This is a genomic window from Humidesulfovibrio sp., from assembly GCF_031082295.1.
Lineage (GTDB): Bacteria > Desulfobacterota > Desulfovibrionia > Desulfovibrionales > Desulfovibrionaceae > Humidesulfovibrio.
In genome coordinates this window covers 1-25156 of the sequence record NZ_JAVHLD010000009.1, presented here as the reverse complement: position 1 = coordinate 25156, position 25156 = coordinate 1, and the positions used below count along the sequence as shown (strand labels likewise).

The 25156-nt window shown below is 64.0% G+C and carries 17 protein-coding genes; 16 read left to right on the top strand and 1 reads right to left on the bottom strand.

The window, feature by feature from the left end:
- The first annotated feature begins 2 nt into the window (after positions 1 to 2).
- On the top strand, positions 3 to 719 hold the full coding sequence (locus RDU24_RS06850) for an HD domain-containing protein (protein WP_308735006.1): 717 nt from the start codon (positions 3 to 5) through the stop codon (positions 717 to 719).
- A gap of 10 nt (positions 720 to 729) precedes the next feature.
- Here RDU24_RS06850 and RDU24_RS06845 read toward each other — a convergent pair whose 3' ends face one another.
- Positions 730 to 1128: a hypothetical protein gene (locus RDU24_RS06845; RefSeq protein WP_308735005.1), complete on the bottom strand. Its 399-nt coding sequence runs from the start codon at positions 1126 to 1128 to the stop codon at positions 730 to 732.
- Between the two features lie 353 nt (positions 1129 to 1481).
- Between RDU24_RS06845 and RDU24_RS06840 the strand changes: the two genes are divergently transcribed.
- The 15 genes from RDU24_RS06840 (at position 1482) to queF (ending at position 25059) form a co-directional block, all read left to right on the top strand.
- Positions 1482 to 3041, top strand: a complete 1560-nt coding sequence (locus RDU24_RS06840) for a DEAD/DEAH box helicase (protein ID WP_308735004.1) — start codon at positions 1482 to 1484, stop codon at positions 3039 to 3041.
- 184 nt (positions 3042 to 3225) lie between these two features.
- Positions 3226 to 4740 carry a sigma-54-dependent transcriptional regulator gene (locus tag RDU24_RS06835; protein WP_308735003.1) on the top strand — a complete coding sequence of 505 codons (1515 nt, stop codon included), beginning with the start codon at positions 3226 to 3228 and terminating at the stop codon, positions 4738 to 4740.
- 286 nt (positions 4741 to 5026) lie between these two features.
- A complete protein-coding gene (locus RDU24_RS06830; protein WP_308735002.1) occupies positions 5027 to 6406 on the top strand; it encodes an FAD-binding oxidoreductase in 1380 nt (459 codons plus the stop codon).
- A gap of 13 nt (positions 6407 to 6419) precedes the next feature.
- Positions 6420 to 7709 (top strand): (Fe-S)-binding protein, encoded by a 1290-nt coding sequence (locus tag RDU24_RS06825; RefSeq protein ID WP_308735001.1) that lies wholly within the window; start codon positions 6420 to 6422, stop codon positions 7707 to 7709.
- A 105-nt stretch (positions 7710 to 7814) separates the two neighbouring features.
- On the top strand, positions 7815 to 9920 hold the full coding sequence (gene pta / locus RDU24_RS06820) for a phosphate acetyltransferase (RefSeq protein ID WP_308735000.1): 2106 nt from the start codon (positions 7815 to 7817) through the stop codon (positions 9918 to 9920).
- A gap of 10 nt (positions 9921 to 9930) precedes the next feature.
- Entirely contained in the window at positions 9931 to 11142 is a 1212-nt protein-coding gene (locus RDU24_RS06815) for an acetate kinase (RefSeq protein ID WP_308734999.1), read from the top strand.
- A 238-nt stretch (positions 11143 to 11380) separates the two neighbouring features.
- Positions 11381 to 13060, top strand: coding sequence for an L-lactate permease (locus RDU24_RS06810; protein ID WP_308734998.1), 1680 nt, complete (start codon positions 11381 to 11383; stop codon positions 13058 to 13060).
- Between the two features lie 76 nt (positions 13061 to 13136).
- Positions 13137 to 13763 (top strand): lactate utilization protein, encoded by a 627-nt coding sequence (locus tag RDU24_RS06805; protein ID WP_308734997.1) that lies wholly within the window; start codon positions 13137 to 13139, stop codon positions 13761 to 13763.
- A gap of 3 nt (positions 13764 to 13766) precedes the next feature.
- Positions 13767 to 15917, top strand: a complete 2151-nt coding sequence (gene ldhH, locus RDU24_RS06800; RefSeq protein WP_308734996.1) for an L-lactate dehydrogenase (quinone) large subunit LdhH — start codon at positions 13767 to 13769, stop codon at positions 15915 to 15917.
- Between the two features lie 31 nt (positions 15918 to 15948).
- Positions 15949 to 16962, top strand: a complete 1014-nt coding sequence (locus RDU24_RS06795; protein WP_308734995.1) for an alpha-hydroxy-acid oxidizing protein — start codon at positions 15949 to 15951, stop codon at positions 16960 to 16962.
- Between the two features lie 9 nt (positions 16963 to 16971).
- A complete protein-coding gene (locus RDU24_RS06790) occupies positions 16972 to 18486 on the top strand; it encodes a methyl-accepting chemotaxis protein (RefSeq protein ID WP_308734994.1) in 1515 nt (504 codons plus the stop codon).
- A gap of 48 nt (positions 18487 to 18534) precedes the next feature.
- Positions 18535 to 18837: a Dabb family protein gene (locus RDU24_RS06785; RefSeq protein ID WP_308734993.1), complete on the top strand. Its 303-nt coding sequence runs from the start codon at positions 18535 to 18537 to the stop codon at positions 18835 to 18837.
- Positions 18838 to 18963: 126 nt separating this feature from the next.
- Positions 18964 to 20118, top strand: coding sequence for a diguanylate cyclase (locus RDU24_RS06780; RefSeq protein WP_308734992.1), 1155 nt, complete (start codon positions 18964 to 18966; stop codon positions 20116 to 20118).
- A gap of 136 nt (positions 20119 to 20254) precedes the next feature.
- Positions 20255 to 24514 carry a PAS domain S-box protein gene (locus RDU24_RS06775; RefSeq protein ID WP_308734991.1) on the top strand — a complete coding sequence of 1420 codons (4260 nt, stop codon included), beginning with the start codon at positions 20255 to 20257 and terminating at the stop codon, positions 24512 to 24514.
- A 101-nt stretch (positions 24515 to 24615) separates the two neighbouring features.
- Positions 24616 to 25059 carry a preQ(1) synthase gene (gene queF, locus RDU24_RS06770; protein WP_308734990.1) on the top strand — a complete coding sequence of 148 codons (444 nt, stop codon included), beginning with the start codon at positions 24616 to 24618 and terminating at the stop codon, positions 25057 to 25059.
- Positions 25060 to 25156: the final 97 nt, after the last annotated feature.

Genomic DNA, 25156 nt, shown 5'->3' with positions numbered 1-25156 from the left:
CCATGCCCCTTGCGCGGGACCTGGTCGAGCTGGAAACCACCCTGCGCGCGCACCTGACCGCGCGGCTGGCCGTTGCCGGGGCCTGCGACCCGGCCCACGACATCCTGCACCTGGAGCGCGTGGTGGCATCAGCCAAGAAGATCTGCGCCGCAGAGGGCGCGGACCCCGCCATCGTCATCCCTGCGGCCTGGCTGCACGACTACGTCGTGGTGGCCAAGGACGACCCCCTGCGCAACCAGGCCTCGCGCCTGGCGGCCCAGGCTGCGCGGGCGTACCTCTTAAGCATCGGCTACCCGCCCGCCGCCGCCAACCCCCACGCGCCCGCCGTCCCGAACTCGCCCAGGCGCGACGCCAAGGCCATGCTTGTCGCCATCGCCCACGCCATCGAGGCGCACAGCTTCAGCGCGAACATCGCGCCGCAGACGCTGGAGGCCAAGGTGGTGCAGGACGCCGACCGGCTGGACGGCATCGGGGCCATCGGCATCGCGCGCTGCTTCGCGTGCTCCGGCACCATGAACCGGCCCTTTTACAGCGCTGTCGACCCCTTCTGCGCGCACCGCGAACCGGACGACGGCCTGTTCACCGTGGACCACTTCTACCGCAAGCTCTTCAAGACCGCCGCCACCATGCAGACCGCCGCGGGCCGCGCCGAGGCCGAGCGCCGGGTGGAGGTCATGCGGGGGTATTTGGCGGAGTTGGGGGCGGAGTTGGGAGAGTGATGAGGGTGGCTTAAGAGCCCGCCCACTTTATGAATAAGAATGCCACGTAGCCGGATAGTGCCATACTTATCCAAGACCATCCCGATTTGATGATATTCAGGGCGCGGCCAATGGTGTCTGCTGGCATGGGCGGTTGGAAAGGTTCGTACTTCATATGGCCAGATTGCTGGACCACAAGCCAAACGAAGATTAGCATTGTGGGGAGCGAAACGATGATCGGGATGCCAAAAAACAAAGATGGAAAAACCCACACCCACTTGAATCCAAGCCTAGTATCACTAAATAATGATATTGCACCGGCGACCGCAACGACTACGAATAGGTGTGCTTTGCACCAATTTGCTGCTTGGATTTGGTAGGCTTTAGACTGTGATAGCTGAGAAAAACTGATTTTGAACTGTTCAGTCATAACCGCCAACTCCTTATTGCGATTTGTTGTATTTGATAGTGCAAGAGGGCTTGCCTGTAAAGGAGCCGCCTCCAGTTAATCGTTAGGTCCGGTATATAAAAACCTTGACAACCCCTCCCATCCCCCTTACTTACCCCGAGTCCGGGGGCAATCCCCGGCGCGGCATACGATCTTGAGAGGCGCGGCACTGCTGCATAGCCCGCCACCAACACCTCAGTTCCCCTGCCGAATCGACCACTGCCCCGATTGAGCCGTCCTGAATCCCGGCCCGCAGCATCCGCATCTCGATACGCTCTTCGCCGCCGTCTGGCGCATTTTGCGCCGCGCGGCCCCTCTTTTACAAAGGACCTACTTTGACCTTTGATTCTTTCGGTTTTCCGACCCTGATCCTGTCCAACATCAAAGCCCTGGGTTACACGACCCCCACCCCCATCCAGACCCAGGCCATGCCCTCGGTCATGCAGGGCCGCGACCTCATGGGCCTGGCCCAGACCGGCACCGGCAAGACGGCGGCCTTCCTGCTGCCCATCCTGAACCGCCTGCTGGCCAACAAGCCCGCCGGCCCGCGCCGCAAGATCCGCGCGCTGATCCTTGCCCCCACCCGCGAGCTGGCCGAGCAGATCCACGAGTCCGCCATGGACCTCGCCCGCGCCACCGGCATCCGCAGCACCACCATTTACGGCGGTTGCGCCATGAGCCGTCAGCTCCAGGCCCTGCGCCAGGGCACGGACATCGTCGTGGCCTGCCCGGGCCGCCTGCTGGACCACATGAGCCAGCGCACCGTTGACCTCTCCGGCGTGGAAATGCTCGTGCTGGACGAGGCCGACCAGATGTTCGACATGGGCTTTCTGCCCGGCATCAAGAAGATCCTGGCGGCCCTGCCCAAAGAGCGCCAGAACATGCTCTTCTCGGCCACCATGCCCGACGCCATCCGCGGCCTGGCCGCGGAGTGCCTGACCGATCCCGAGATCGTGCGCGCTGGCAACAGCAACCCGGTCGAGACCGTCAGCCACGCCATCTACCCCATCGCCCAGCACCTGAAGACCCGCCTGTTGCAGGAGTTGCTTGAGCGCAACAAGGCCGGCGCCGTGCTGGTGTTCACGCGCACCAAGCACCGCGCCAAGCGCCTGGCCGAGACCTTGGCCAAGATCGGCCATTCGGCCACGTCCATCCAGGGCAACCTGTCGCAGAACCAGCGCAAGTACGCCATGGACGGCTTCCGTTCCGGCCGCTTCCGCGTGCTGGTGGCCACCGACATCGCCGCCCGCGGCATTGACGTCAGCCAGATCGAGCACGTGGTCAACTACGACGTGCCGAGCACGCCTGAGACCTACACGCACCGCATCGGCCGCACCGGCCGCGCCTCGCGCACCGGCTCCGCCCACACCTTCGTCACCGGCGAAGACGTCTCCATGGTGCGCGCCATCGAACGGCTGCTGCGCGAGCCGCTGACCCGCATGAAGCTGGAAGGCTTCGACTACAACCAGCCCGTGCCCGCCGGCGAGAAGGAATTCCACCGTCCGCCGCTGGAGCCCCGGGGCCGTCCGTACGGCAACCGCCCGCAGGGCCAGGGCCGTCCTCAGCGTTCCTACGGCGGTTCGTCCCAGGGCAATTCCGGAGGCGGCAACTCCTATGGCAGCTCGTCCGGAAATTCGGACAGGCCCGCCGTGGGCTACTCCAACCGCCCCATGCAGCCCGGCGACGACATCTACAACTCCGACAGAAGCGGCGGCGACCGTCCGCGCGGCGACCGCCCCTACGGCGACCGCCCCCGCTCCGACCGTCCCGGCTACGGCCGTCCGCAGGCTGCGCGTTCCCAGGGCGCCCGTCCGCAGGGCACCGGCTACCAGGGCAACCGCCCCCAGGGCGCCCGCCCGCAGGGCGGCCAGGGCTCCGGCTCCGGCAACCGCTAGTCCAAAACCCCGCCTCATCGCCTCCGGAGTCGGCACAACCTGCCATTGACGCCGGGACGCACATGGCCTAGTCCAGAATACCAGCCGCCCTGAGGGGGGAGAGATCCCCCCTCTTGAGCGGCCATTTGGCTATTTGGCCCACAGTTTGCTAATGCATGCGCAAAGCCTTCCATCGGAGTGCCGCATGGGCAACATTCTCATCATAGACGACGATGCCGAGGTCCGCGAGACCCTGCTCTCCCTCACGCGGCGCACGCGCCATGCGGGAGAGGCGGTGGGCTCCATCGCCGCCGGTCTTGCGCGCCTGCGCGAGGGCGGGGTGGACATCGTCTTTCTGGATGTGACCCTGCCCGACGGCAACGGCCTGGACGCGCTCTCGGAGATCAAGGCCCTGCACGACTCGCCCGAGGTCATCATCCTCACGGGCCGGGGCGACCCGGACGGCGCGGAGCTGGCCATCCAGGGCGGCGTCTGGGACTATCTGCTCAAGCCCTCGCCCATCAAGGAGACCATTCTGGCCCTTGAGCGCGCGCTCAAGTATCGCGCGGGCAAGCGCGGAACGTGCGGCCCCGTGGCCCTCGTCATGGAGGACGTGGTGGGCAGGAGCAGGGCCATGCGCGTCTGCTTCGACGCCGTGGCGGGCGCGGCGGGCGCGGTCTCAAGCGTGCTCATCACCGGGGAGACGGGCACCGGCAAGGAGCTTTTCGCCCGCACCATCCACCGCAACAGCCCGCGCGCCAACAAGCCCTTTGTCGTGGTGGACTGCGCGGCCCTCACCGAGACCCTGGTGGAGAGCACCCTGTTCGGCCACCGGAAGGGCGCGTTCACCGGCGCCGACAGCGACCGCGTCGGCCTGGTCAAGCTGGCCGACGGCGGCACCCTTTTCCTGGACGAGGTGGGGGAGATGCCGCTCAATCTTCAGAAGGCCTTCCTGCGCGTGCTGCAAGAGCGCCGCTTCCGGCCCGTGGGAGCCAGCCAGGAGGTCGAAAGCGACTTCCGGCTCATGTCCGCCACCAACCGCGACCTGGACGCCATGGTGGAGCAGGGGGGCTTCCGCAGCGACCTGCTGTACCGCATCAAGACCATCCCCATATCCTTGCCGCCCCTGCGCGAGCGTCTTGAGGACATCAAGCCCCTGTGCGTGTTCCGCGTGGGGCAGCTGTGCGAGCAGTACGGACTGCCGCTCAAGGGCTTCGACCAGGACTTTTTCCATGTGCTGGAGGGATATCCCTGGCCGGGAAACGTGCGCGAACTGTTCAACGTGCTGGAACAGGCCTTCGTGGCCTCCGGCGCGGCGCGCACGCTCTATTCCATGCATCTGCCGCAGGACATCCGCATCAAGGTCGCCAAGGCCTCCCTGCGGCGTCCGGCTTCCGACGCTTCCCCCGAGCCGGCCGCCCAGCCGCTCTCACTTCAGCAGAATGGTCAACCACAAGAGCCGGTCGAACCGCCTTGTTGCGACACCTGGCCGGAGCTCACCCAGGCCATGAACGACACCCTCAAGTCCTGCAAGGACGTGTTGGAGCGCCGCTACCTGGAGACCCTGCTCCGGCGCACCGGGGGCGACATGCAAAAGGCCATGGAGGCCTCCGGGCTGTCGCGCTCCCATCTTTACGCCCTGCTCAAGAAATGGAATCTCTCGGCCGATGGCCCAGGGGTCGGTTCCGCTGATCCCGTGGGTTCCTCCGGGTCTGTCTGATTTCTCGGACACCCCCTTCCGTCCCGCTTTCCCCTGACTATTTGTCTCGAAACCCCTTTGCCAGGGGTGAGCGCTCGCCCGTTGTCCTCCATCCTCCCAATCTGGTCGGATTCTCTCGTCTGAAATAGTGGACAAATATATCCGCGAAGCCCTGGCTGGAGCGTAGAATATAGTGTATCTCTCTGTTTTGAAATGATGTTATTCAGTAATGGCACGCTAGTTGCGATAGGCCGATCAGCAATCAAAGCCCGCACGTGGGCTCATACCGCATCCAGGAGATCAACGCATGAACGACGCGCTGCTCAAAGACTTCCAGGCTCTGGTGGGCAAGGACAATGTCATGGAGAGCGAGGCTGATCGCTTTTCCTACGCCTATGACGCAGCGGTTCTTGAGCCCGTGCTGCCCGGCCTTGTGGTCCGCCCCCAGTCTCGCGAGGTCCTGGGCAAGATCGTCAAGCTCTGCAACGAGCATGGCCTGCCTCTCACTGTGCGCGGCAGTGGCACCAACCTCTCCGGCGGCGTCATTCCCAGCAAGGGTGGAGTGGTGGTCCTGACCAACGCCCTCAACAAGATTATTGAAATCAACGAGGCCGATCTCTACGCCGTGGTCGAGCCCGGCGTCATTACCGCCAAGTTCGCAGCCGAAGTGGCCGCGCGCGGGCTGTTCTATCCCCCGGACCCCGGCAGCCAGGCCGTCTCCACCCTGGGCGGCAACGTGGCCGAGAACGCGGGCGGCCTGCGCGGGCTCAAGTACGGCGTCACCAAGGACTACGTCATGGGCGTGGACTTCTTCGACGTGGACGGCGAGATCGTGAAGAGCGGCTCCCGCACGGTGAAGTGCGTCACCGGCCTGAACCTGGCCGGGCTCATGGTGGGCAGCGAGGGCACACTCGGCGTGTTCGAGAAGCTCATCCTGAAGCTGACCCCGCCGCCCCTGGCCGCCAAGGCCATGATGGCCATTTTCGACGACGTGAACAAGGCCAGCGAGACCGTGGCCGCCATCATCGCCGCCAAGATCGTGCCTGCCACCCTTGAGTTCATGGATAATTTCACCATCCGCACCGTGGAGGACTTCGCCCACGCCGGTCTTCCCGTCGACGCCAAGGCGCTGCTTCTCATCGAGGTGGACGGCCACCCCGGCCAGGTAGCGGACGAGGCCGAGAAGGTCGAGACCATCTGCAAGAGGCTTGGCGCCACGCGCATCCAGGTGGCCAAGGACGCCGAAGAGCGCAACAAGGTCTGGGAGGCCCGCCGCGCGGCTCTTTCCGCCCTGGCGCGCGTTTCCCCCACCACCGTCCTGGAGGACGCCACCGTGCCCCGCAGCCAGATCCCGGCCATGATGCACGCCCTTGAGGGCATCGCCGGCAAGTACAAGCTGACCATCGGCACCTTCGGCCACGCGGGCGACGGCAACCTGCACCCGACCATCCTGACCGACCGCCGCAACACCGAGGAGTGGCACCGCGTGGAGGCCGCCATCGACGAGATCTTCGACGTGGCCTTGAGCCTCGGCGGCACCCTTTCCGGCGAGCACGGCATCGGCCTGGCCAAGAGCAAGTACATGGAGAAGGAGACCAGCCGCGCCACCATCCTGTATTCACGCCGCCTCAAGAAGGCCCTTGACCCCAAGGGCATCCTGAATCCCGGCAAGATCATCGGCGAGTAGGGGGCGGATCGTCATGGCCGACATGCACGAACTCCTTCGCCTTCTTGGCGAGCTCGACGACCAGCTGGTGAGCTGCATGCGTTGCGGCATGTGCCAGGCCGTGTGCCCCATCTACGGGCAGACCGGCCGCGAGGGCGACGTGGCGCGCGGCAAGATTTCCCTGCTGGAAGGACTGGCCAAGGAACTCGTCAAGGACCCCCAGGGCGTTCAGGACAAGGTTACCCGCTGCCTGCTGTGCGGCTCCTGCGCGGCCAACTGTCCCAGCGGCGTGAAGGCCCTGGACATCTTCCTCAAGGCGCGGGTCATCCTCACCGGCTACCTCGGCCTGTCCAAGGTCAAGCAGGTCATCTTCCGGGGCATGCTGACCAAGCCCGGGCTGTTCAACACCATGCTCGGCGTGGCCAGCAAGTTCCAGGGCCTGTTTACCTCTCCGGTGAACGACATCATCGGCTCGTCCTGTTCCAAGTTCCTCTCGCCCGTGCTGGGCGACCGCCACCTGATGCTGCTGGCCAAGACGCCGCTGCATTCAGAAGTGCCGAGCCTGGACACCCCGGCCGGCAAGAGCGGGCTCAAGGTGGCCTTCTTCCCCGGATGCCTGGCGGACAAGATATTTCCGCGCGTGGGGCACGCCGTGCTCAAGGTGTTGAAGCACCACGGCGTGGGCGTATACCTGCCCGCTGGCCAGGCCTGTTGCGGCATCCCGGCACTGTCCTCGGGCGACAAGCAGAGCTACGAAAAGCTCGTGCGCGCCAACCTCGACGTGTTCGCGCGCGGCAAGTTCGACGCGCTGGTGACGCCGTGCGCCACCTGCACCTCGACCATGAAGAAGATCTGGCCGACCATGGCCTCCGGCATGAGCCAAAGCGATCAGCAGCGCATCGTCGAGCTTTCGGCCAAGGTCATGGACGTCAACGCCTTCGTGGTGGACAAGCTGGGGCTTAAGGCGCCGCAGCCCAAGGCCGGTGCGGTGAGCGTCACCGTGCACGACCCCTGCCACCTCAAGAAGTCCCTTGGGGTTTCCGCCCAGCCGCGAACCGTGCTGCGCATGAACCCGGCCTATAATGTCGTTGAAATGGCCGCCCCCGACACATGTTGTGGTTGCGGAGGCAGCTTCACCTTGCAGCACGCGGAGATCTCGGCCAAGATAGGTATGCAGAAACGGGACAATATCGTGGGCTCCAAGGCCCAGGTTGTGGCCACGGGCTGTCCCGCCTGCATGCTGCAGATCTCCGATATGCTCTCACGCTCCGGCGACCAGATTGCCGTGAGGCACCCCATGGAGATCTACGCAGAGTCACTCTAGCGGAAGGTCCTCTCCCGGCGCCGGGGTCTCGCCCCCCACACCCCCCCTCAAAAACGTCGGCGCCGGGAGACTCCATGGAATGTCAAAAATCACAAGGAGCGCATCGTGGCAGACAACTTATTCGTCACAGGGGTGGAACCGCGCAGCGGCAAATCAGCCATTGTGTTGGGACTCATGCAACTCCTGTTGCGCGACATCCAGAAGGTGGCCTTTTTCCGGCCCATCATTAATTCCTCCGAGAGCTCAGCCAAGGATCATGACATTAATCTCGTGCTGAACCAGTTCAACCTGGACATGCGCTATTCCGAGACCTTCTCCTTCACCATGCAGAAGGCCAGGGAGATGATCAACCAGGGCCAGCACGAGGCCTTGCTTGAAAAGATCCTGAACGATTTCAGCTCGCTTCAGTCGCGCTTTGATTTCATTCTGTGCGAGGGGACGGACTTCCTCGGCAGCGACCCCGCGTTCGAGTTCGACATCAACGCCGACATCGCCGCCAACCTGGGCTGCCCCGTGCTGCTTGTGTGCAACGCGCAAAAGAAGACCCAGGAAGAGATCGTCGCCTCCTCCCTGCTGACCATCGAATCCTTCGAGGACAAGGGGCTGGACATCCTGGCCGCCGTCATCAACCGCGTTGAGGACGTGGACGGCACCAACATGGTGGAGGAGCTCCGCCAGAAGATCCGCTGCCCGGAATGCTTCCCCATCTATGTCATCCCGGAGGAGCCGAAGCTCGGCAAGCCCACCGTGTCCGACGTGGTCAAGTGGCTCGACGCCCGCGTGCTCTACGGCGGCGACATGCTCTCAAACCTCGTTGACACCTACGTCATCGCCGCCATGCAGCTTGGCAACTTCCTCAACTACATCGAGCGCGGCAGCCTGGTCATCACCCCCGGCGACCGGTCCGACATCATTCTGGGCTCCCTGGCTTCCAGGCTCTCCACCAACTACCCGGACATCTCGGGCATCCTGCTCACAGGCGGGCTCGACCCCTCCGAGTCCGTGCGCAAGCTCATCGAGGGCTGGGTCGGCGCGCCCATTCCCATCCTCATCGCCGAGGGCCACACCTACAAGACCGCCCGCATCCTCTACGACTTGTACGGGCGCATCGAACCCGGCGACCAGAACAAGATCCAGTCGGCACTGCGCGTGTTCGAGGAGCATGTGGACCTGCCCGAGCTGCGCACCAAGCTGGTGGCAGCCAAGCCCACCACCGTCACGCCGAAGATGTTCGAGTTCAGCCTCATCCTCAAGGCCAAGGCCAAGAAGCAGCACATCGTCCTGCCCGAGGGCACCGGTGAGCGCATCATGCGCGCCGCCGACATCCTGCTCCGGCGCGGCGTGGTCGACCTGACCCTGCTCGGCAAGGAGAGCGACATCCGCACCAAGATGAGCCAGCTGAACCTGGAGCTGGATGGCGTGAGGATCGTCGAGCCCGGCAAGTCTGAGAATTACGAGGACTACGTCAACACCTACTACGAGCTGCGCAAGCACAAGGGCATCCGCGAAGAGGACGCCCGCGACCGCATGCTCGATCCGACCTTCTACTCGACCATGATGGTGCACAAGGGCCACGCCGACGGCATGGTCTCCGGTTCCATCACAACCACGCAGCAGACCATCCGCCCGGCTTTTGAGATCATCAAGACCAGGCCGGGCTCCTCCATCGTCTCCAGCGTGTTCTTCATGTGCTTGAAGGACCGCGTGCTGGTCTACGGCGACTGCGCCGTGAACCCGAACCCCACGGCGGAGGAACTGGCCGAGATCGCGCTCTCCAGCGCCGAAACCGCGCAACTGTTCGGCATCGAGCCGCGCATCGCCATGCTGTCCTACTCCACAGGCGACTCGGGCAAGGGCCTGGATGTGGAGAAGGTCATCAAGGCCACCGCCATCGCCCACGAGCGCGCCCCCCACCTGCTGCTGGAAGGCCCGCTGCAGTACGACGCCGCCGTTGACATCGAGGTCGCCCACACCAAGATGCCCGACAGCGCCGTGGCCGGTCGCGCCACCGTGTTCATCTTCCCCGACCTGAACACCGGCAACAACACCTACAAGGCCGTGCAGCGCTCTGCGCAGGCAGTGGCCATCGGCCCCGTGCTCCAGGGTCTGAACAAGCCCATCAACGACCTCTCGCGCGGGTGCACCGTGCCCGACATCGTCAACACCGTGGCCATCACCGCCATCCAGGCCCAGGCAGTGAAGAAGGGATAGCGGAACAGCCATGAACATACTTGTCATCAACACCGGCAGCTCTTCGCTCAAGTACCAGCTCTTCAACATGGACGGGCCTGTGGTCATGGCCTCGGGGCTGGTGGAGCGCATCGGCGACGAGCGCGCCCGCCTCATGCACAAGAAGCGCCCCGGCCAGGACGGCGAGGGGCTTGTGAACCGCGAGGAGGCCATGGGCGACCACGGCGCGGCAATGCGCGCGGTCATCGCCCTGCTGACCGACAAGGAGCACGGCGTCATCAAGGACGCTTCCGAGATCAGCGCCGTTGGCCACCGCGTGGTGCACGGCGGCGAACGTTTCCACGCCTCCACCCTGGTGGACGCGGACGTGATGGCGGCCATCCGCGCCTGCGTGCCCCTGGCGCCGTTGCACAATCCGGCCAACCTTACAGGCATCGAGACCGCGCAGGCCCTGTTCCCGGGCGTGCCGCAGGTGGCCGTTTTCGACACGGCGTTCCACCAGACCATGCCGCCCAAGGCCTTCCTCTACGCCCTCCCGTACGAGCTTTATACGGACCTCAACGTCCGCCGTTACGGCTTCCACGGCACCTCGCACCGCTATGTTGCGCGCGAGGCCGCCATGATGCTCGGCAAGAACCCCGAGGAGACCAACCTCATCACCGTGCACCTGGGCAACGGCTCCAGCATCTGCGCCGTGAAGGACGGGAAGAGCGTGGACACCTCGCTCGGCATGACGCCCCTGGCAGGGGTCATCATGGGCACCAGGAGCGGCGACATCGACCCGGCAATCATCTTCTACCTGGCGGAACGCAAGGGGTATTCGCTGCAAGAGATCGACGACATTTTGAACAAGAAGAGCGGGCTCAAGGGCATCTGCGGCATGAACGACATGCGCGACATCCACAAGGCCGTGGCCGAGGGCGACTCGCAGGCCAGGCTGGCCCTGGACATGTTCGGCTATCGCAACCGCAAGTACATCGGTTCTTACATGGCGGTGCTCGGCCGCGTGGACGCCATCGTGTTCACGGCCGGCATCGGCGAGAACGACCCCGTCTCGCGCGAGCTGTCCTGCCGGGGGCTGTCCGCCCTTGGCGTGGAGCTTGACCATGAGCGCAACCTGTCAATGGAGCGTGGGGCGCGTGACATCGGCGCCAAGGGCTCCAGGGTGCGCGTGCTGGTGATTCCCACCAACGAGGAGTTGGAGATCGCCAGGCAAACCGCCGAGGTGCTGCGCGCCTCATAAGCAACCAGCGCAGGGGCGTTTCGCGGAGCGGGCTCCGCAGGCGGCATGCATCTGGGGAAGGATGGCGCGCGTGATGTTGGCAAGGATAGTGACTTGTGGAGACCTCGGAGCCGGCTTGCATTGATCCTTGTTAATACTTGTCTGAAAACAATACCATTTCCTGGTGCCCGTGTGACTGACTGGGGATGGTTTAGTGATAGAGAAGTGCGCTAAACTTTACTCAGGAGGAGTTTGAGAAATGTATGCATTTATGGCTTTTACGCCGATTTTGGTGGTCTTTGTTTTGTTGGTGCTCATGCGGTGGCCCGCAAAACGCGCCATGCCCGTTGCCTGGCTCTACACTGCGGTAATGGGTATGCTCGCCTGGAAGATGGACCTGACATTGGTCGCCGCTTCCAGCATTCAGGGCGTATGCATCGCCATCACAATTCTCTACATCGTATTTGGCGCCATCCTGATGTTGAACACGCTTACGTTCAGCGGCGCAGTCACCACGATTCGGCGTGGTTTCATGGATATCAGTCCAGACCGCAGAATTCAGGCGATCATCGTGGCCTTCCTCTTTGGCGCCTTTATCGAAGGTGCCGCCGGCTTTGGTACACCCGCCGCCGTCGCTGCGCCGCTGCTGGTTGTGCTGGGCTTCCCGGCCATCGCAGCAGTCTTGATGGCACTCATCATCCAGAGCACCCCCGTCTCCTTCGGCGCGGTTGGAACGCCCATTCTGCTTGGCGTCCGCACTGGTCTTGACGCACCGATCATTCACACCATGCTTGGCACCGCCAAATTCTCTGATCCCGCATTCATGGAATATCTGTACAGAATCGGCGCCAACGTCGCCGTGATGCACGGCATTATCGGAACATTTATCCCTCTGGCCCTGTGCCTGATGCTCACCCGTTTCTTCGGAAAGAGCAAATCCTGGAAGGAAGGGCTTGAGTGTGCCCCCTTCGCAATCTTCGCCGCGCTGTGCTTCACCATTCCGTACATGATCGTTGGCGTCACGCTTGGCCCCGACTTCCCGTCCCTTATCAGCCCGCTTATCGCCCTGCCCATCGTTATCACTGCTGCCAAGAAAGGTTTCCTCGTCCCCAAGCACGTGTGGGATTTCCCCCCCGAGTCCCAGTGGGCACCCGACTGGATGGGCGCTCTCAAGGCCGACACCCATTGCACGGAAGAGAAGTGTCACATCAATCTGTTCAGCGCCTGGGTGCCTTACCTGATCGTGGCGGGCCTGCTCGTTTTGAGCCGCACCTGGCCTGCGCTTAAGTCCATGCTGACCTCTCCCGCTGTGACCATCACCTACACGCAGATTCTCGGCACCAAGCTGAGCACCAACGCCCAGTTCTTGTACCTCCCCGGCACCATCTTCCTGGTGGCTGTGGCCTTTACCTTCTTCATCCAGAAGATGAAGGTCGCGGACATGACCAAGGCCATCGGGCTTTCCGCCAAGACCATGGTTGGCGCCAGCGTGGCGCTGGGCTTTGCCGTACCCATGGTGCGTATCTTCATCAACTCCGCCACCAATGGTGCAGAGCTTGCCAGCATGCCCCTGACCCTGGCTAGCGGCGTGGCCGATATTGCTGGAAGCACCTGGCCGGCCTTTGCGTCCGTCATTGGTGCGCTGGGCGCGTTCATCGCAGGCAGCAACACGGTTTCCAACATGATGTTCTCCCTCTTCCAGTATGGCGTTGCCGACAAGATCGGTGCAGCCCCCACCCTTGTCGTCGCGCTTCAGGCTGTCGGCGGTGCTGCCGGCAACATGATCTGCGTGCATAACGTTGTTGCGGCTTGCGCAACCGTTGGCCTGGTCGGCGTAGAGGGCAAGCTCATCAAGTTGGCCCTTATCCCCATGACCTACTATGTCATTATGGCAGGCATTCTCGGCACTCTGGCCATTTCCATGAACCTTGGGTTCTAAATAGCAAAGGGGGGCGTGGCATGGCCGCGCCCCCCTCCTCATTATATATGCTCCGACCATATTTCGAGGTACCATCATGAGCGACAAAGCACGGCTTGCAGATCTTCTGACTGAGAAGGCCGGACTCGTCTCGGCCATCGTCTCCCGAGTCAAGACCATGGAAGAGGCGTACGCCTATACCCTGGATGTTTGTGACAAGAAGGAGGCCTGCCAGCTATTGCCCTCGGGCTGCGAGTCGGACCTCTCCAGCGATGCCGGGGCGCTTTGCGATGCCAAGCTCGGCAAGATCATCGCCGCGCCGGGCCTGCCAGCCGAGTCCGCCAAGGCTCTGGGCGACGCCTGCGCCGCGAAGGGGGTCACCTTCATCACCAGCGGCATGCGCAAGCACCTGGCAGGGGTCGACATCGGCTTCACCATGGCCCAGGCGGCCATCGCCGAGACCGGCACCTGCGTCATCGACTCCAGGAGCGAGGAACTGCGCCTAGCCACCATGATCTGCGAGGTGCACGTCTGCGTGGTGCCGCTCTCGGTCATCCGCGAGACGAGCTTCGAGGTGGAGGGGCTGCTGCGCGAGCTGTGCAAGGACGCTCCGGGCTATGTCGCCTTTGTCACCGGCGCCTCGCGCACGGCAGACATCGAGCGCGTGCTGGCCATCGGCGTGCACGGCCCCCTTGAATTGCACATCCTGCTGCTGGAGGACTAGGCCATGCAGAACGCACGCGACCTCAAAGAATATCGGGGCGAGCTTTCCGGCGCGCTGGGCAATGAATTTTTGCGCACGGCCATGGACAACTTCGCCGTGGCCTATCGCGCCAGTCGGGCCAAGGCCTTCGCCGGCATGGATGTGGCGGGGCTGGTGCGAGAGATCGCCCAGGCCAAGGACCAGGCCATGGCCCATATGGACGAGCTCTTCGAGGAGTTCAAGAAGAACGCCGAGCGCATGGGCATCACCGTGCATCTTGCCAAGACCGGGCAGGAGGCAAACGAGATCATCGGCCGCATAGCGGAGAAGGCGAACGTCAAGCGCGTCGTCAAGTCCAAGTCCATGACCGCCGAGGAGACGCTCCTTAACCACCACCTGGAGGACCTGGGCCTGGAGGTCACGGAGACCGACCTGGGCGAGTGGATCATCCAGCTGCGGCACGAAGGTCCGACCCACATGGTCATGCCCGCCATCCACCTTTCCCGCAACCAGGTGGCCGATCTGTTCAGCGAAGTCACCGGCGCCAAGCAGGACAACGACATCCAAAAGCTGGTGAAGGTGGCCCGGCGGGAGCTGCGCGCCAAGTACGTGCAGGCCGAGATGGGCATCTCCGGCGGCAACTTCGCCATCGCCGAGACCGGCACTATCGCCCTGTGCACCAACGAGGGCAACGCCCGTCTGGTGACGACCCTGCCGCGCGTGCACGTGGCCCTGGTCGGCCTGGACAAGCTCACCCCGAAGCTCACCGACGCCCTGCGCGTCATCAAGGCCCTGCCCAGGAACGCCACTGGCCAGGCCATCACCTCCTACGTCACCTGGATCACCGGGCCGGGCGAGTGCCAGGCCTCTCCGGACGGCAAGAAGGAGATGCACGTGGTGTTCCTGGACAACGGGCGGCGCGCCCTTGCCAAGGATCCCGTGTTCTCGCAGGTGCTCCGGTGCGTGCGCTGCGGCGCCTGCGCCAACGTCTGCCCGGTGTACCGCCTGGTGGGCGGGCACCAGTACGGCCACATTTACATCGGGGCCATCGGTCTCATTCTGACCTATTTCTACCATGGCCGCGAAAAGGCCAAGAACCTTGTTCAGAACTGCATCAACTGCGGGGCCTGCAAGGCCGTGTGCGTGGGCGGCATCGACCTGCCGAGGCTCATCAAGGAGGTCCACGCCCGCATCCAGGACGAGGAAGGACACCCGATGCAGAGCCAGCTGCTGGGCATGGTGCTCAAGAGCCGCAAGATGTTCCATGCGCTGCTGCGCTCGGCCCGGGCCGTGCAGAAGCCCGTCACCGGCGGCACCCCGTACCTGCGCCACCTGCCCATGATCTTTGCGCGCGGTCAGGAGTTCCGGGCGCTTCCGGCCATCGCCGAGAAGCCTTTCCGCGACCAGTTCGACGCCATCAAGCCCAGGGTGGCCACCCCGAAGCTGCGCGTGGCGCTGTTCTCCGGCTGCGTGCAGGACTTCGTCTACCCGGAGCAGGCCGTGGCCGCGGTGAAGATCCTCGCCAGCCACAACGTGGCCGTGGACTTCCCCATGGACCAGTCCTGCTGCGGGCTGCCCGTGCAGATGATGGGCGAGCGCGAGGCTTCCCGCTCGGTCGCGGCCCAGAACGTCACCGCGTTCGATCCCGCGGCCTACGACTATATCCTCACCCTGTGCGCCTCCTGCGCCTCGCATCTGAAGCACGGCTACCCGAACATTCTCGGCAAGGACCCCAAGCTTGCGGTGAAGGTGCAGCAGTTCGCGGACCGCGTCATCGACTTCAGCTCCTTCGTGCACGATGTGCTCAAGGTCAAGTCGGCCGAATTCCGCGCCGACGGGAAAAAGGCCACGTACCACGCTCCCTGCCACCTTTGCCGTGGCCTGGGCGTTACCGAGGCCCCGCGCGAGCTCATCAACATCGGCGGGTTGACCTATCTGCCGGCCGAGGAAGAGGACGTCTGCTGCGGCTTTGGCGGCACGTATTCCATGAAGTTCCCGGAGCTTTCCGCGGAATTGCTGAAGAAAAAGCTTGCGAACGCCGAGAAGACTGGCGCAGAAGTGTTGCTCACGGATTGCCCCGGCTGCATCATGCAGCTGCGGGGCGGGCTTGAGGCCAAGGGCAGCCGCATGCAGGTGCGGCACGTGGCCGAAGTCCTGGCCGAACGGCTGAAGTAGCCGCACCAACTGCACCAAGGAGGGCTGGGACATGAAGGAAGTTCGCAAGAAGGCACGCGATCTCATGGCGGGCTATTGCAAGGTGTGCCCCATCTGCAACGGCAAGGCCTGCGCCGGGGAAGTGCCCGGCATGGGCGGCCTGGGCACCGGCTCCTCGTTCATGAACAACGTCGCGGCCCTGGCCCAGGTGCGCTTCAACATGCGCCTTATCCACGGGGCCGAGCTGCCGGACACCTCCACCACGCTCCTGGGCCGCAAGCTGTCCATGCCGGTGCTGGCCGCGCCCATAGGCGGCGTGTCCTTCAACATGGGCGGCAAGATCACCGAGCAGGAATACTGCGACGCGGTTCTGGGCGGGTGCGTGGACAAGGGCGTGTTGGGCTGCACCGGCGACGGCGTGCCTCCCTTCATCCACGAATCCGGTTTCGCGGCCATTGAGGCTCTCGGCGGCGCGGGCATTGCGTTCATCAAGCCCTGGGACGACAAGGAGCTTTATGAAAAGCTCGACAAGGCCGTCGCCACCGGCACGGACATCGTGGGCATGGACATCGACGCCGCAGGGCTCGTGACCCTGCGCCTCATGGGGCGGCCCGTGGGGCCCAAGCCTCTGGACAAGCTCAAGGACATCATCAGCCACGTGCCCGCCAAGTTCGTGCTCAAGGGCGTCATGACGCCGGACGACGCCAAGCGTGCGGTGGACGCCGGAGCCGCGGGCATCGTTGTCTCCAACCACGGCGGCCGCGTGCTGGACCATACCCCCGGCACCGCGGAGGTTCTGCCTTACGTTGCCTCCGCGGTGAAGGGCCAGGTGGCCATCCTTGTGGACGGCGGCGTGCGCACCGGCGGCGATGTGCTGAAAATGCTGGCCCTGGGCGCGGACGCCGTGATGATCGGTCGGCCCTTCTGCACGGCCGCGCTGGGCGGCCTGCGCGAGGGCGTGGGCAAGTACCTGGAGCAGGTGCGCGGTGAACTTGCCCAGGCAATGATTTTGACCGGCTGCGCGAGCGTGGCCGACGCCGGACGGGATATCCTGTTCGGAGCCTAGGAGGCTTTTATGGCAGCGCCAGTAAGCTTGACCCTCGGCCCGCGAGGGCTGACCGTGACTGGTGCCGCCGCCTTGGCGCTGGCCTTGTCGCTTGTGGCGGGGCTTGAATTCTTTCGTTCAGCCGATGCCTTCCGGCTGGGGCTGCCGCATGTTGCGGTGGCCCTTCTTTTTTCCGGCGCGGTGGTGCTGGCGGCGGCCCTGCGAGAGCGCGCCCTGGCCGGGCGCCTGGGGATGCTCGCCGCGGAGGAGGCGAAGACTGCTGCCGAGCTGAAGCACCAGACCGGGCTTGCCCAGGGCATCCTGGGCGGCCTGCCCGTGCCTTTCCTGCTTGTGGACGAGCAGGAGCGCGCCGTGTTCTCCAACAAGGAATGCCTGGACATGCTGGAGCTCTCGGGCCGCCCGGAGGACTACTACGGCCAGACGCTGGCCCAGATATTCTACAACGAGCCGGGCCGAAAAACCGCTGTGGCCCGCAGCATCAAGGACGGCGAGGTCTTCCGCAACCTGGAGGTCGCCATCAAGGGCCACAGGGGCGGCACGCGCCACGTCCTTGCCAACGTCTTTCCGCTGTACGACACAGATCGCCACTGCATCGGCGGCCTGTGCCTGTACCTGGACATGACCGCGCTGAAGCAGAAGGAGCAGACCCTGGTGGAGAAGGACCAGGGCATCAGCAGGACCGCGCTTGACGCCAACGCCCTGTGCGCCCGCCTGCGCGAGGCTTCGGTCCAGCTCTCGGCTGGCATCGGGCAGACCGCACGCGGCAGCGAGGCCCAGAAATCGCGCGTGGGCGAGATCAGCGCCTCCATGGAGCAGATGGGCGTTGCCGTTGTGGAGGTGGCCAAGAACGCCTCCTCCGCCGCCCAGGGCGCGGACACCGCGCGCCAGCAGGCAGAGCAGGGCGCCCGCGTGGTGGGCGATGTCATTTCGGCCATACGCAGCGTGTCCGAGCGCACACAGACCATGCAGGAGCGCCTTGCCGAACTCGGCGTGCAGGTGGAAGGTATCGGCCAAATCCTGAACGTCATCAACGACATCGCCGACCAGACAAACCTGCTGGCGCTGAATGCCGCCATCGAGGCCGCGCGCGCGGGAGATGCCGGGCGCGGCTTCGCCGTGGTGGCCGACGAGGTCCGCAAGCTCGCCGAGAAGACCGTGCAGGCCACCCAGCAGGTGGCGACGGGCATCAACGCCGTGCGCGACGGCGCGCGCCGTGCTTCCGAGGGCATGGGCGGAGCCGCCGAGGCTGTGGAACGCAGCACCTCCCTTGCCGACTCCGCCGGACAGGCCCTGCGGGAGATCCTGCGCATATCCCAGGGGTCCGCGGACCAGGTGCGCAATATCGCCACGGCCTCGGAAGAGCAGTCCGCCTCGGCCGAGGAAATCTCACGTTCCGTCGGGCTGGTGCGCGAGGTTTCCGACCGGGCAGCCCGCGACATGGCCGAGGCGACTCTGGCCGTGGAAGAACTGGCGCGGCTGGCGGACGACTTGACCGATATCATCACCAAGATGCAGACTTGCTGAGGCAGGCTGCACAACCATAGTGAACGACCACTCAAGGAGCGCACCAGAATGATCAAGCACATCGTCATGTGGACCCTCAAGGATGAGGCCGAAGGCGCGGACAAGGCCGCCAACGCGCGGAAGATGAAGGAACTGCTCTCTGCGCTGCCGCCGCTCATCCCCGTCATCCGCGAGCTCGAAGTGGGCGTGGACGTGTTCGCGGCCAGCCCCGCCTGCGACGTCGTCCTTTACACCGCTTTTGAAACCCGTGCCGACCTCGACCTGTACCAGGCCCACCCTCAGCACCAGAAGGTGGTGGGCTTTGTGAAGCAGGTCGTAGCCTCGCGCAGCGTGGTCGACTACGAGATATAGGCGCCTGGCGTCTCCCGCAACGCAAACGGCCCGGTTTCCGGGCCGTTTGCTTTTGCTTGCATTGTGGACCCCAAATAGTAATACTTAGTAATTGGTCTTGGTATTTTGAGAGTCGATGGGGGTGTTATGAGCGAGCAGAGGGTGTGCCAGTCTTTCGAGGTGCGGGAGCAGTTGCTTCAGGCCGGGCTGAGCGAGGGCACTCTGAACAGCGAACTGGGCCAGGGCGAACAGGCCTTTGCGGACGCCTTGTACCTGCTGACCCGCATGCGATTTGATGATTCGGAGTCACGCTGCTACTGGAGCGAGATAATAAGCCACAAGGAGGGCCTGGCCCTGGCCTTGGGCCGGGATGTGGGCCTGCGCGTGGCGGTGTGCGACTATTTCATGAACCTGCACCCCCGCATGCGCGAGCCGGTCATCGTCGAAGTCCAGGTGCTGCTGCAGAAAGAGCGCGGCGCACTGGTGGACGAACTCACCGGACTCTACAACCGCCGCTACTTCAACGACGCCATCCAGCGCGAGGTGGAGCGCTTCAAGCGCTTCGGGCAGCGGTTCTCGCTGCTGATGGTCGATGTGGACCATTTCAAACGCTTCAACGACACCTACGGCCATCTCGCTGGCGACGACGCCTTGCAGTCGGTGGCGGGGGTCCTGCGAGACACCGCGCGAACCTTTGACCATGTGGTCCGCTACGGTGGTGAGGAGTTCGCCTTGATCCTGCCGCATACCGACGCGGAGCAGGCCAGGGCGGCTGCGGAGCGCCTGCGCCAGGCCGTGGAGCGGAAGCCTGTGCAGGTGCAAGGCACGGCTGTGCCGTTGACCGTGAGCCTCGGCACGGCGACCTTCCCGGAGGACGCCATCAACGCCCGCGACATGGTCGGCCGCGCCGACGAGGCCTTGTACGAGGCCAAGATCACCCGCAACAGGGCCTGCTCCTACACGGAAAAGAGCCGCCAGTTCCCGCGTGCGCCCCTGGGCCTGACGATGCTGTTCGCGAGCCCTGCGCACCATGGCCTGGCGCTCAGGGTGCGGAACATCAGCTTCGGCGGCATGCTCTGCCAGTCGTCCGAGGCCGTTCTGCCCGGCACCCGGGTTGAGGTCGTGCTGGCTGGCGACCACCCCGGCGCGCCGGCGTTGCGCCTGGTCTGCCTTGTGGTCCGGCTGGAGCGCGAGAGCGAGGGCGGGCCTTATGAAATTGCGCTCTCCTTCGAAGGGCTCGGGGAAGACTTGCGCCGAGCCCTGGTGCGTCTTGTGGAGCTTGAGCAGGGGGGCGGCCTCTAGCCTTGGCCGTCTCCGGCAGTGCCCATTTGGCGAAGGCGACGAGCGCGGACTCTCGCAGTTGTCAGATGTCACTGCCGGTGCTAGGTTGGTGCCAAGTTGGGAGAACCCTTTCATTCTCGTCGTGCCAGGGGGGTTGATGTCCATTTCTGACGAGGCGGCCTTTGCTGGCAAGGTCTCCAGACACATGGTGATGCTTTGCCGCATGGGCATCATGCTGTGCTTGGTGCTCGCCTTCGGCGTTTTGCTCAACCCGCTCGAACCTGCCTTGGGCGCCTCTCCCGCCGCCTCCACGGGGCCCCAACTCGACAAAGTCCGCCTGCAGCTGAAGCGGCGGCACCAGTTTCATTCCGCAGGATACTACGCTGCCGCCGAGATGGGCTTTTATGCGGATGAGGGGCTGGGCGTCACCTTCATCGAGGGCCGCCGGGGCATCGTGCCGACTCAGGCTCTTGTGGACGCAGACGCCGACTTTGCGGTGGATGGCGCCGGGGTGATGCTCGAACGCCAGAAGGGCAGACCTGTCGTCGTCATCGCCGCCATTTTCCAGCATTCGCCGAACATTGTCCTCACACGCAAGGACTCCGGCATTTTGACCCCGCAAGATTTGCGCGGCAAGCGCATCATGGCCGATCCTGCCACGGACCCGGAGTTGATGGTCATGCTGGCCAACGAAGGCCTTGCCGCGGAGTCCTACACCATCGTGCCGCATACCTGGACGCTCGACGATCTCCTTCAGCGCAGGGTTGACGCCCAGACCGCCGATCTGACCGACGAGCCCCATGAGATGGTCAAGCGCGGCGTTGCGCCGGCAATCATGCGGCCCCTGAATTATTCCTCGGATTTTTATGGCGATTGCCTGACAACCACCGAGAGGATGGTCCGCGATAACCCGGGCCTTGTCGAGCGGTTCGTCCGTGCGACGCAGCGGGGCTGGCGTTATGCCATGGCCCACCCGCAGGAGATGGCCGAGCTGATATATTCTCGTCACAGCCAGGACAAATCTGTGGATGACCTGGTGTACGAGGCTGAAGCCATGCGTGAGCTCATCCAGCCGGAACTGGTGGAACTGGGCCATGTGAATCCGGAGCGCTGGCGCAGGATGGCGGCGGACTATGAGAAGCTCGGCCTGCTTGCGCCGGGTTTTCCCGTGGATGACCTGCTCTATCAGAATGTGCGGGCTTCCATGACGGCCAGGGAGCGCCGCATGGTCTGGCTTGGCGCAGGCGTGGCGGGCATCCTTTTCCTGTTCGGTTCCGTGGTGGGGATTGGCCTGTATCTCTTCAATCGGCGCCTGCGCACGGAGGTGGGGCTGCGTACCGCGGACCTTGCGGCAAACGAGGAAAAGTACCGCCTTCTAGTGGAACATCAGACAGACCTCTTGGTCAAGGTGGACCCCGAGGGGCGTTTTCTTTACGTGAGTCCGTCCTATTGCCGTGTTTTTGGGAAGAGCGAGGCCGAATTGCTGGGGCAGACCTTCATGCCCCTGGTGCATGAGGACGACCGCGCCTCCACGGAGGACGCCATGCGCAGCCTCTTCGTTCCGCCCCACGTGGCCTATCTCGAGCAGCGCGCAATGACCGTAAACGGCTGGCGCTGGTTTGGATGGCGGGATTCCAGCATCCTTGGGCCGAACGGGGAGGTCGTTGCGATCATCGGAGTTGGGACGGACATCACCGACCGTAAGACCACAGACCTTGCCTTGAGTGAAAGCGAGCAGCGCTTTCATTCCCTGTTCGAGAACATGGAGGAAGGTGTGGCCTTGCACAGCCTGGTGCGCGATTCCTCCGGCGTGGCGGTCGACTACCGCATCGAGGACGTGAACCCCAGCTTCTGCCGCATCCTCGGACAGTCGAAACAGGACGTCTGCGCGCGGCTGGCCACGGAGGCCTACGGGGTTTCCGAGGCGCCCTACCTGGATCGCTATGCCGAGGTGGTCGAAACCGGGCGCGCCTACGGATTTGAAACTTATTATCCGCACATGGGGCGGCATTTCGTCATTTCGGTCACCCCCTGGGGCGCGGACGGTTTCGCCACCATCTTCGCGGACATCACGGACCGCAAACTGGCCGAACAGGCTCTCTCCGCCAAGACCCAGGAGCTGGAACGCTACTTCAACAACACCCTGGACCTGCTGTGCATCGCAGACACGGACGGCTACTTCCGCCGTTTGAACCCTGAGTGGGAGGCCGTGCTGGGCTACCCTGTGAGCGAGCTTGAGGGGCGGCGCTTCCTCGATTTCGTGCATCCGGACGACTTGCCGGCCACGCTCGAGGTGGTCCAGAGCCTTGCCGGACAGAACAGCATCGGCAACTTCGTCAACCGCTACCGGGCGCGGGACGGCAGCTATCGCTGGATCGAGTGGCGTTCGTTTCCTGTGGGCAAGGCCATCTACGCCTCGGCACGCGACATCACCGCCAGCAGGGAGGCGGAAGAAACCCTGCGCGCGAGCGAGGCACAGTTCCGGGGCATCTTTGAGCAGGCCGCAGTGGGCATCTGCCATTGTTCCTTGGAGGGCAATTTCCAGCGCGTGAACCGCAAGATGGTGGAGATTCTCGGCTACTCCGAGGCAGATCTGCTGAAGCTGAACTTCCGTGACATCACACACCCCGACGACTTGGCCGTGGACTTGAGCCATGTGCGCGAGGTCATGAGCGGCAAGGCGACAGGCTTCGACATGGAGAAGCGCTATCTCCGCAAGGACGGCGCTGTCATCTGGGTGCATTTGAGCGTGAGCATGGTGTACGACCGCTCCGGCCAGGCCGCCTACTTCGTTGGCGTCCTTGAGGACATCAGCGCGAACAAGGCGGCCACGGCGGAACTGGCAAAGGCCAAGGCCATGCTCGACGCGGCCATCGAACAGAATCCCATACCCATGGCCCTGGCCACTGTGCCCGATGGGGCGCTCCGCTTCGCCAACAAGGCTTGCAAGGAGTTCCTGGGTATCGAGGATGAGCCGGAGTATGTCGGTCGGCCGCTGCTTGAGATACCCCAGTCATGGCAGGAATACGACGCGGACGGGCAGCCTGTTCCCATGGCGGAGCTGCCCCTGGCCAAGGCCATGAAGGGCATAACCACCAAGGGCGAGCTGTACCGGATCGTGCGCAAGGACGGAAGCGTGCGCTGGGAATTGGTCAGCGGCGCGCCAGTGTATGGACCGGAAGGTGATCTCATCGCGGCCTTCAGCACCTCCCCGGACATCACCGAGCGCGTGCTGGCCGAGCAGGCGCTCGCCCTTGCCAAGGTCAGGGCCGAGGACGCCAACCGCTCCAAAAGCGAATTCCTCGCCAACATGAGCCATGAGATCCGCACGCCCCTGAACGGAGTCCTGGGCATGCTCCAACTGCTCAAGGGCACTCCCATGGACCTGGAGCAGGGCGGCTACGTGGACAAGGCCCATGACGCGGCCAGGAGGCTCCTGTCCCTGCTGAGCGATATCCTCGACTTCTCCAAGATCGAAGCGGGCAAGCTGGCGTTGCGCACGGCCCCTTTCGCCCTTAAGGACGTATTCGAGATGGTCTCAAACGTTCTCGGCAGCGGAGCCATGAAGAAAGGCGTTTCCCTGCGCCTGGACATCGACAGGCATGTGCCAGAGCGGCTCATGGGCGATGACGCGCGCATTCGCCAGATTCTCTTCAACCTTGTGGGGAATGCCGTGAAGTTTACCGCCTCCGGCTCGGTGCGGGTGCAGGCCTGGTCGCGCTCCGGGCGCGGGCCTGATGGCATTTGGCTTTACCTGAGCATTTCGGACACCGGCGTCGGCATCGCCGAGGACAAGCTCGCCTCCATCTTCGACCGCTTCACACAGTCCGACGCATCCTACTCCAAGCCCTACGAGGGCGCCGGACTCGGACTGGCCATCGTGCGGCGCATTCTGGACCTCATGGGCGGCGACATCTGCGTGGAGAGCGAACAGGGGCATGGGACCACCATGCTCGTTGTCCTGCCCGTCACCGCTGGGAGCGCCCCAAAACAGCTTCCGCACCATGATATGGAGGATGTTTCGGTTTCCGTCACCACGCCCCTGCGCATACTCCTGGCCGAGGACGAAACCATCAGCCAGTTCGCCATGCGCGTGATGCTCCAGCGCATGGGGCACAGCGTGCTGGCCGTCTCCAACGGCCAGGCGGCCCTGGAGGAATTCCGAAATGGAGTCTACGACGCCATCCTCATGGACATCCAGATGCCGGTGCTGAACGGCGTGGATGCCACCCATGCCATCCGCAAGGACGCGAGCCTGGGAGAGCGAGCCAACATCCCCATCATCGCGCTGACCGCCTATGCCCTTGAAGGCGATCGTGAAAAGTTCCTGGCTGCGGGCATGGACGACTATGTGACGAAGCCGGTCGCCCTGGGGGATCTGCAGCGCGCCCTGGGCAAGGTGCGCCGCCGGGCGTAAATCCAGCAAGGAAAAGGCTTGGCCTGTCTGGCCGATTGCGCTAAGCGGCTTTGCGCACCGCGCACATGCCGCGGCAAGCACCAACAATCAAGGAGCATCCCATGAGCATAGACGACACCACTGGGCTGAAGCACCTGGGGTCCGGCAAGACCAGCTACGCCTTCGAGGAACCAACCGCCGCCATCCTGGAAGCCTTTCCCAACAAGTACCCGGACCGTGACTACCAGATCTGCTTCGAGCATCCGGAGTTCACCAGCCTGTGCCCCAAGACCGGCCAGCCGGACTTCGCCACCATCGAGATCACCTACGTCCCCGACCAGCTCTGCATCGAGACCAAGTCGCTCAAGCTCTATTTCACCGCTTACCGCAACCATGGCTCGTTCATGGAGACCATCACCAACAAGATCCTGGACGACCTCGTCAGCGTGTGCCAGCCCCGGCGCATGCAGGTGGTGGCCCTGTTCAATCCGCGTGGCGGCACCAGCCTCACCGTCACCGCCGAATACATGAAGGACGACTCCGCTCCCATCGAAACACGCTTCTAGCCTGGGATGCCTCTGGAGGCCGGGGGCGCTGCCCCTGGACCTCGCCGGTGGCCTGAGGCCCATCTATGCTGTCGACAGCCGTAAGATTCGCGGAAGA

What these genes read in the sequence shown, in the direction of transcription:
- RDU24_RS06785 (WP_308734993.1), top strand. Translation starts at nt 18,535, where the DNA reads ATGATCAAGCACATCGTCATGTGGACCCTCAAGGATGAGGCCGAAGGC.
- RDU24_RS06805 (WP_308734997.1), top strand. Translation starts at nt 13,137, where the DNA reads ATGAGCGACAAAGCACGGCTTGCAGATCTTCTGACTGAGAAGGCCGGA.
- RDU24_RS06845 (WP_308735005.1), bottom strand. Translation starts at nt 1,128, where the DNA reads ATGACTGAACAGTTCAAAATCAGTTTTTCTCAGCTATCACAGTCTAAA.
- RDU24_RS06835 (WP_308735003.1), top strand. Translation starts at nt 3,226, where the DNA reads ATGGGCAACATTCTCATCATAGACGACGATGCCGAGGTCCGCGAGACC.
- RDU24_RS06790 (WP_308734994.1), top strand. Translation starts at nt 16,972, where the DNA reads ATGGCAGCGCCAGTAAGCTTGACCCTCGGCCCGCGAGGGCTGACCGTG.
- RDU24_RS06810 (WP_308734998.1), top strand. Translation starts at nt 11,381, where the DNA reads ATGTATGCATTTATGGCTTTTACGCCGATTTTGGTGGTCTTTGTTTTG.
- queF (WP_308734990.1), top strand. Translation starts at nt 24,616, where the DNA reads ATGAGCATAGACGACACCACTGGGCTGAAGCACCTGGGGTCCGGCAAG.
- ldhH (WP_308734996.1), top strand. Translation starts at nt 13,767, where the DNA reads ATGCAGAACGCACGCGACCTCAAAGAATATCGGGGCGAGCTTTCCGGC.
- RDU24_RS06850 (WP_308735006.1), top strand. Translation starts at nt 3, where the DNA reads ATGCCCCTTGCGCGGGACCTGGTCGAGCTGGAAACCACCCTGCGCGCG.
- RDU24_RS06795 (WP_308734995.1), top strand. Translation starts at nt 15,949, where the DNA reads ATGAAGGAAGTTCGCAAGAAGGCACGCGATCTCATGGCGGGCTATTGC.
- RDU24_RS06780 (WP_308734992.1), top strand. Translation starts at nt 18,964, where the DNA reads ATGAGCGAGCAGAGGGTGTGCCAGTCTTTCGAGGTGCGGGAGCAGTTG.
- RDU24_RS06815 (WP_308734999.1), top strand. Translation starts at nt 9,931, where the DNA reads ATGAACATACTTGTCATCAACACCGGCAGCTCTTCGCTCAAGTACCAG.
- RDU24_RS06825 (WP_308735001.1), top strand. Translation starts at nt 6,420, where the DNA reads ATGGCCGACATGCACGAACTCCTTCGCCTTCTTGGCGAGCTCGACGAC.
- RDU24_RS06830 (WP_308735002.1), top strand. Translation starts at nt 5,027, where the DNA reads ATGAACGACGCGCTGCTCAAAGACTTCCAGGCTCTGGTGGGCAAGGAC.
- RDU24_RS06775 (WP_308734991.1), top strand. Translation starts at nt 20,255, where the DNA reads ATGTCCATTTCTGACGAGGCGGCCTTTGCTGGCAAGGTCTCCAGACAC.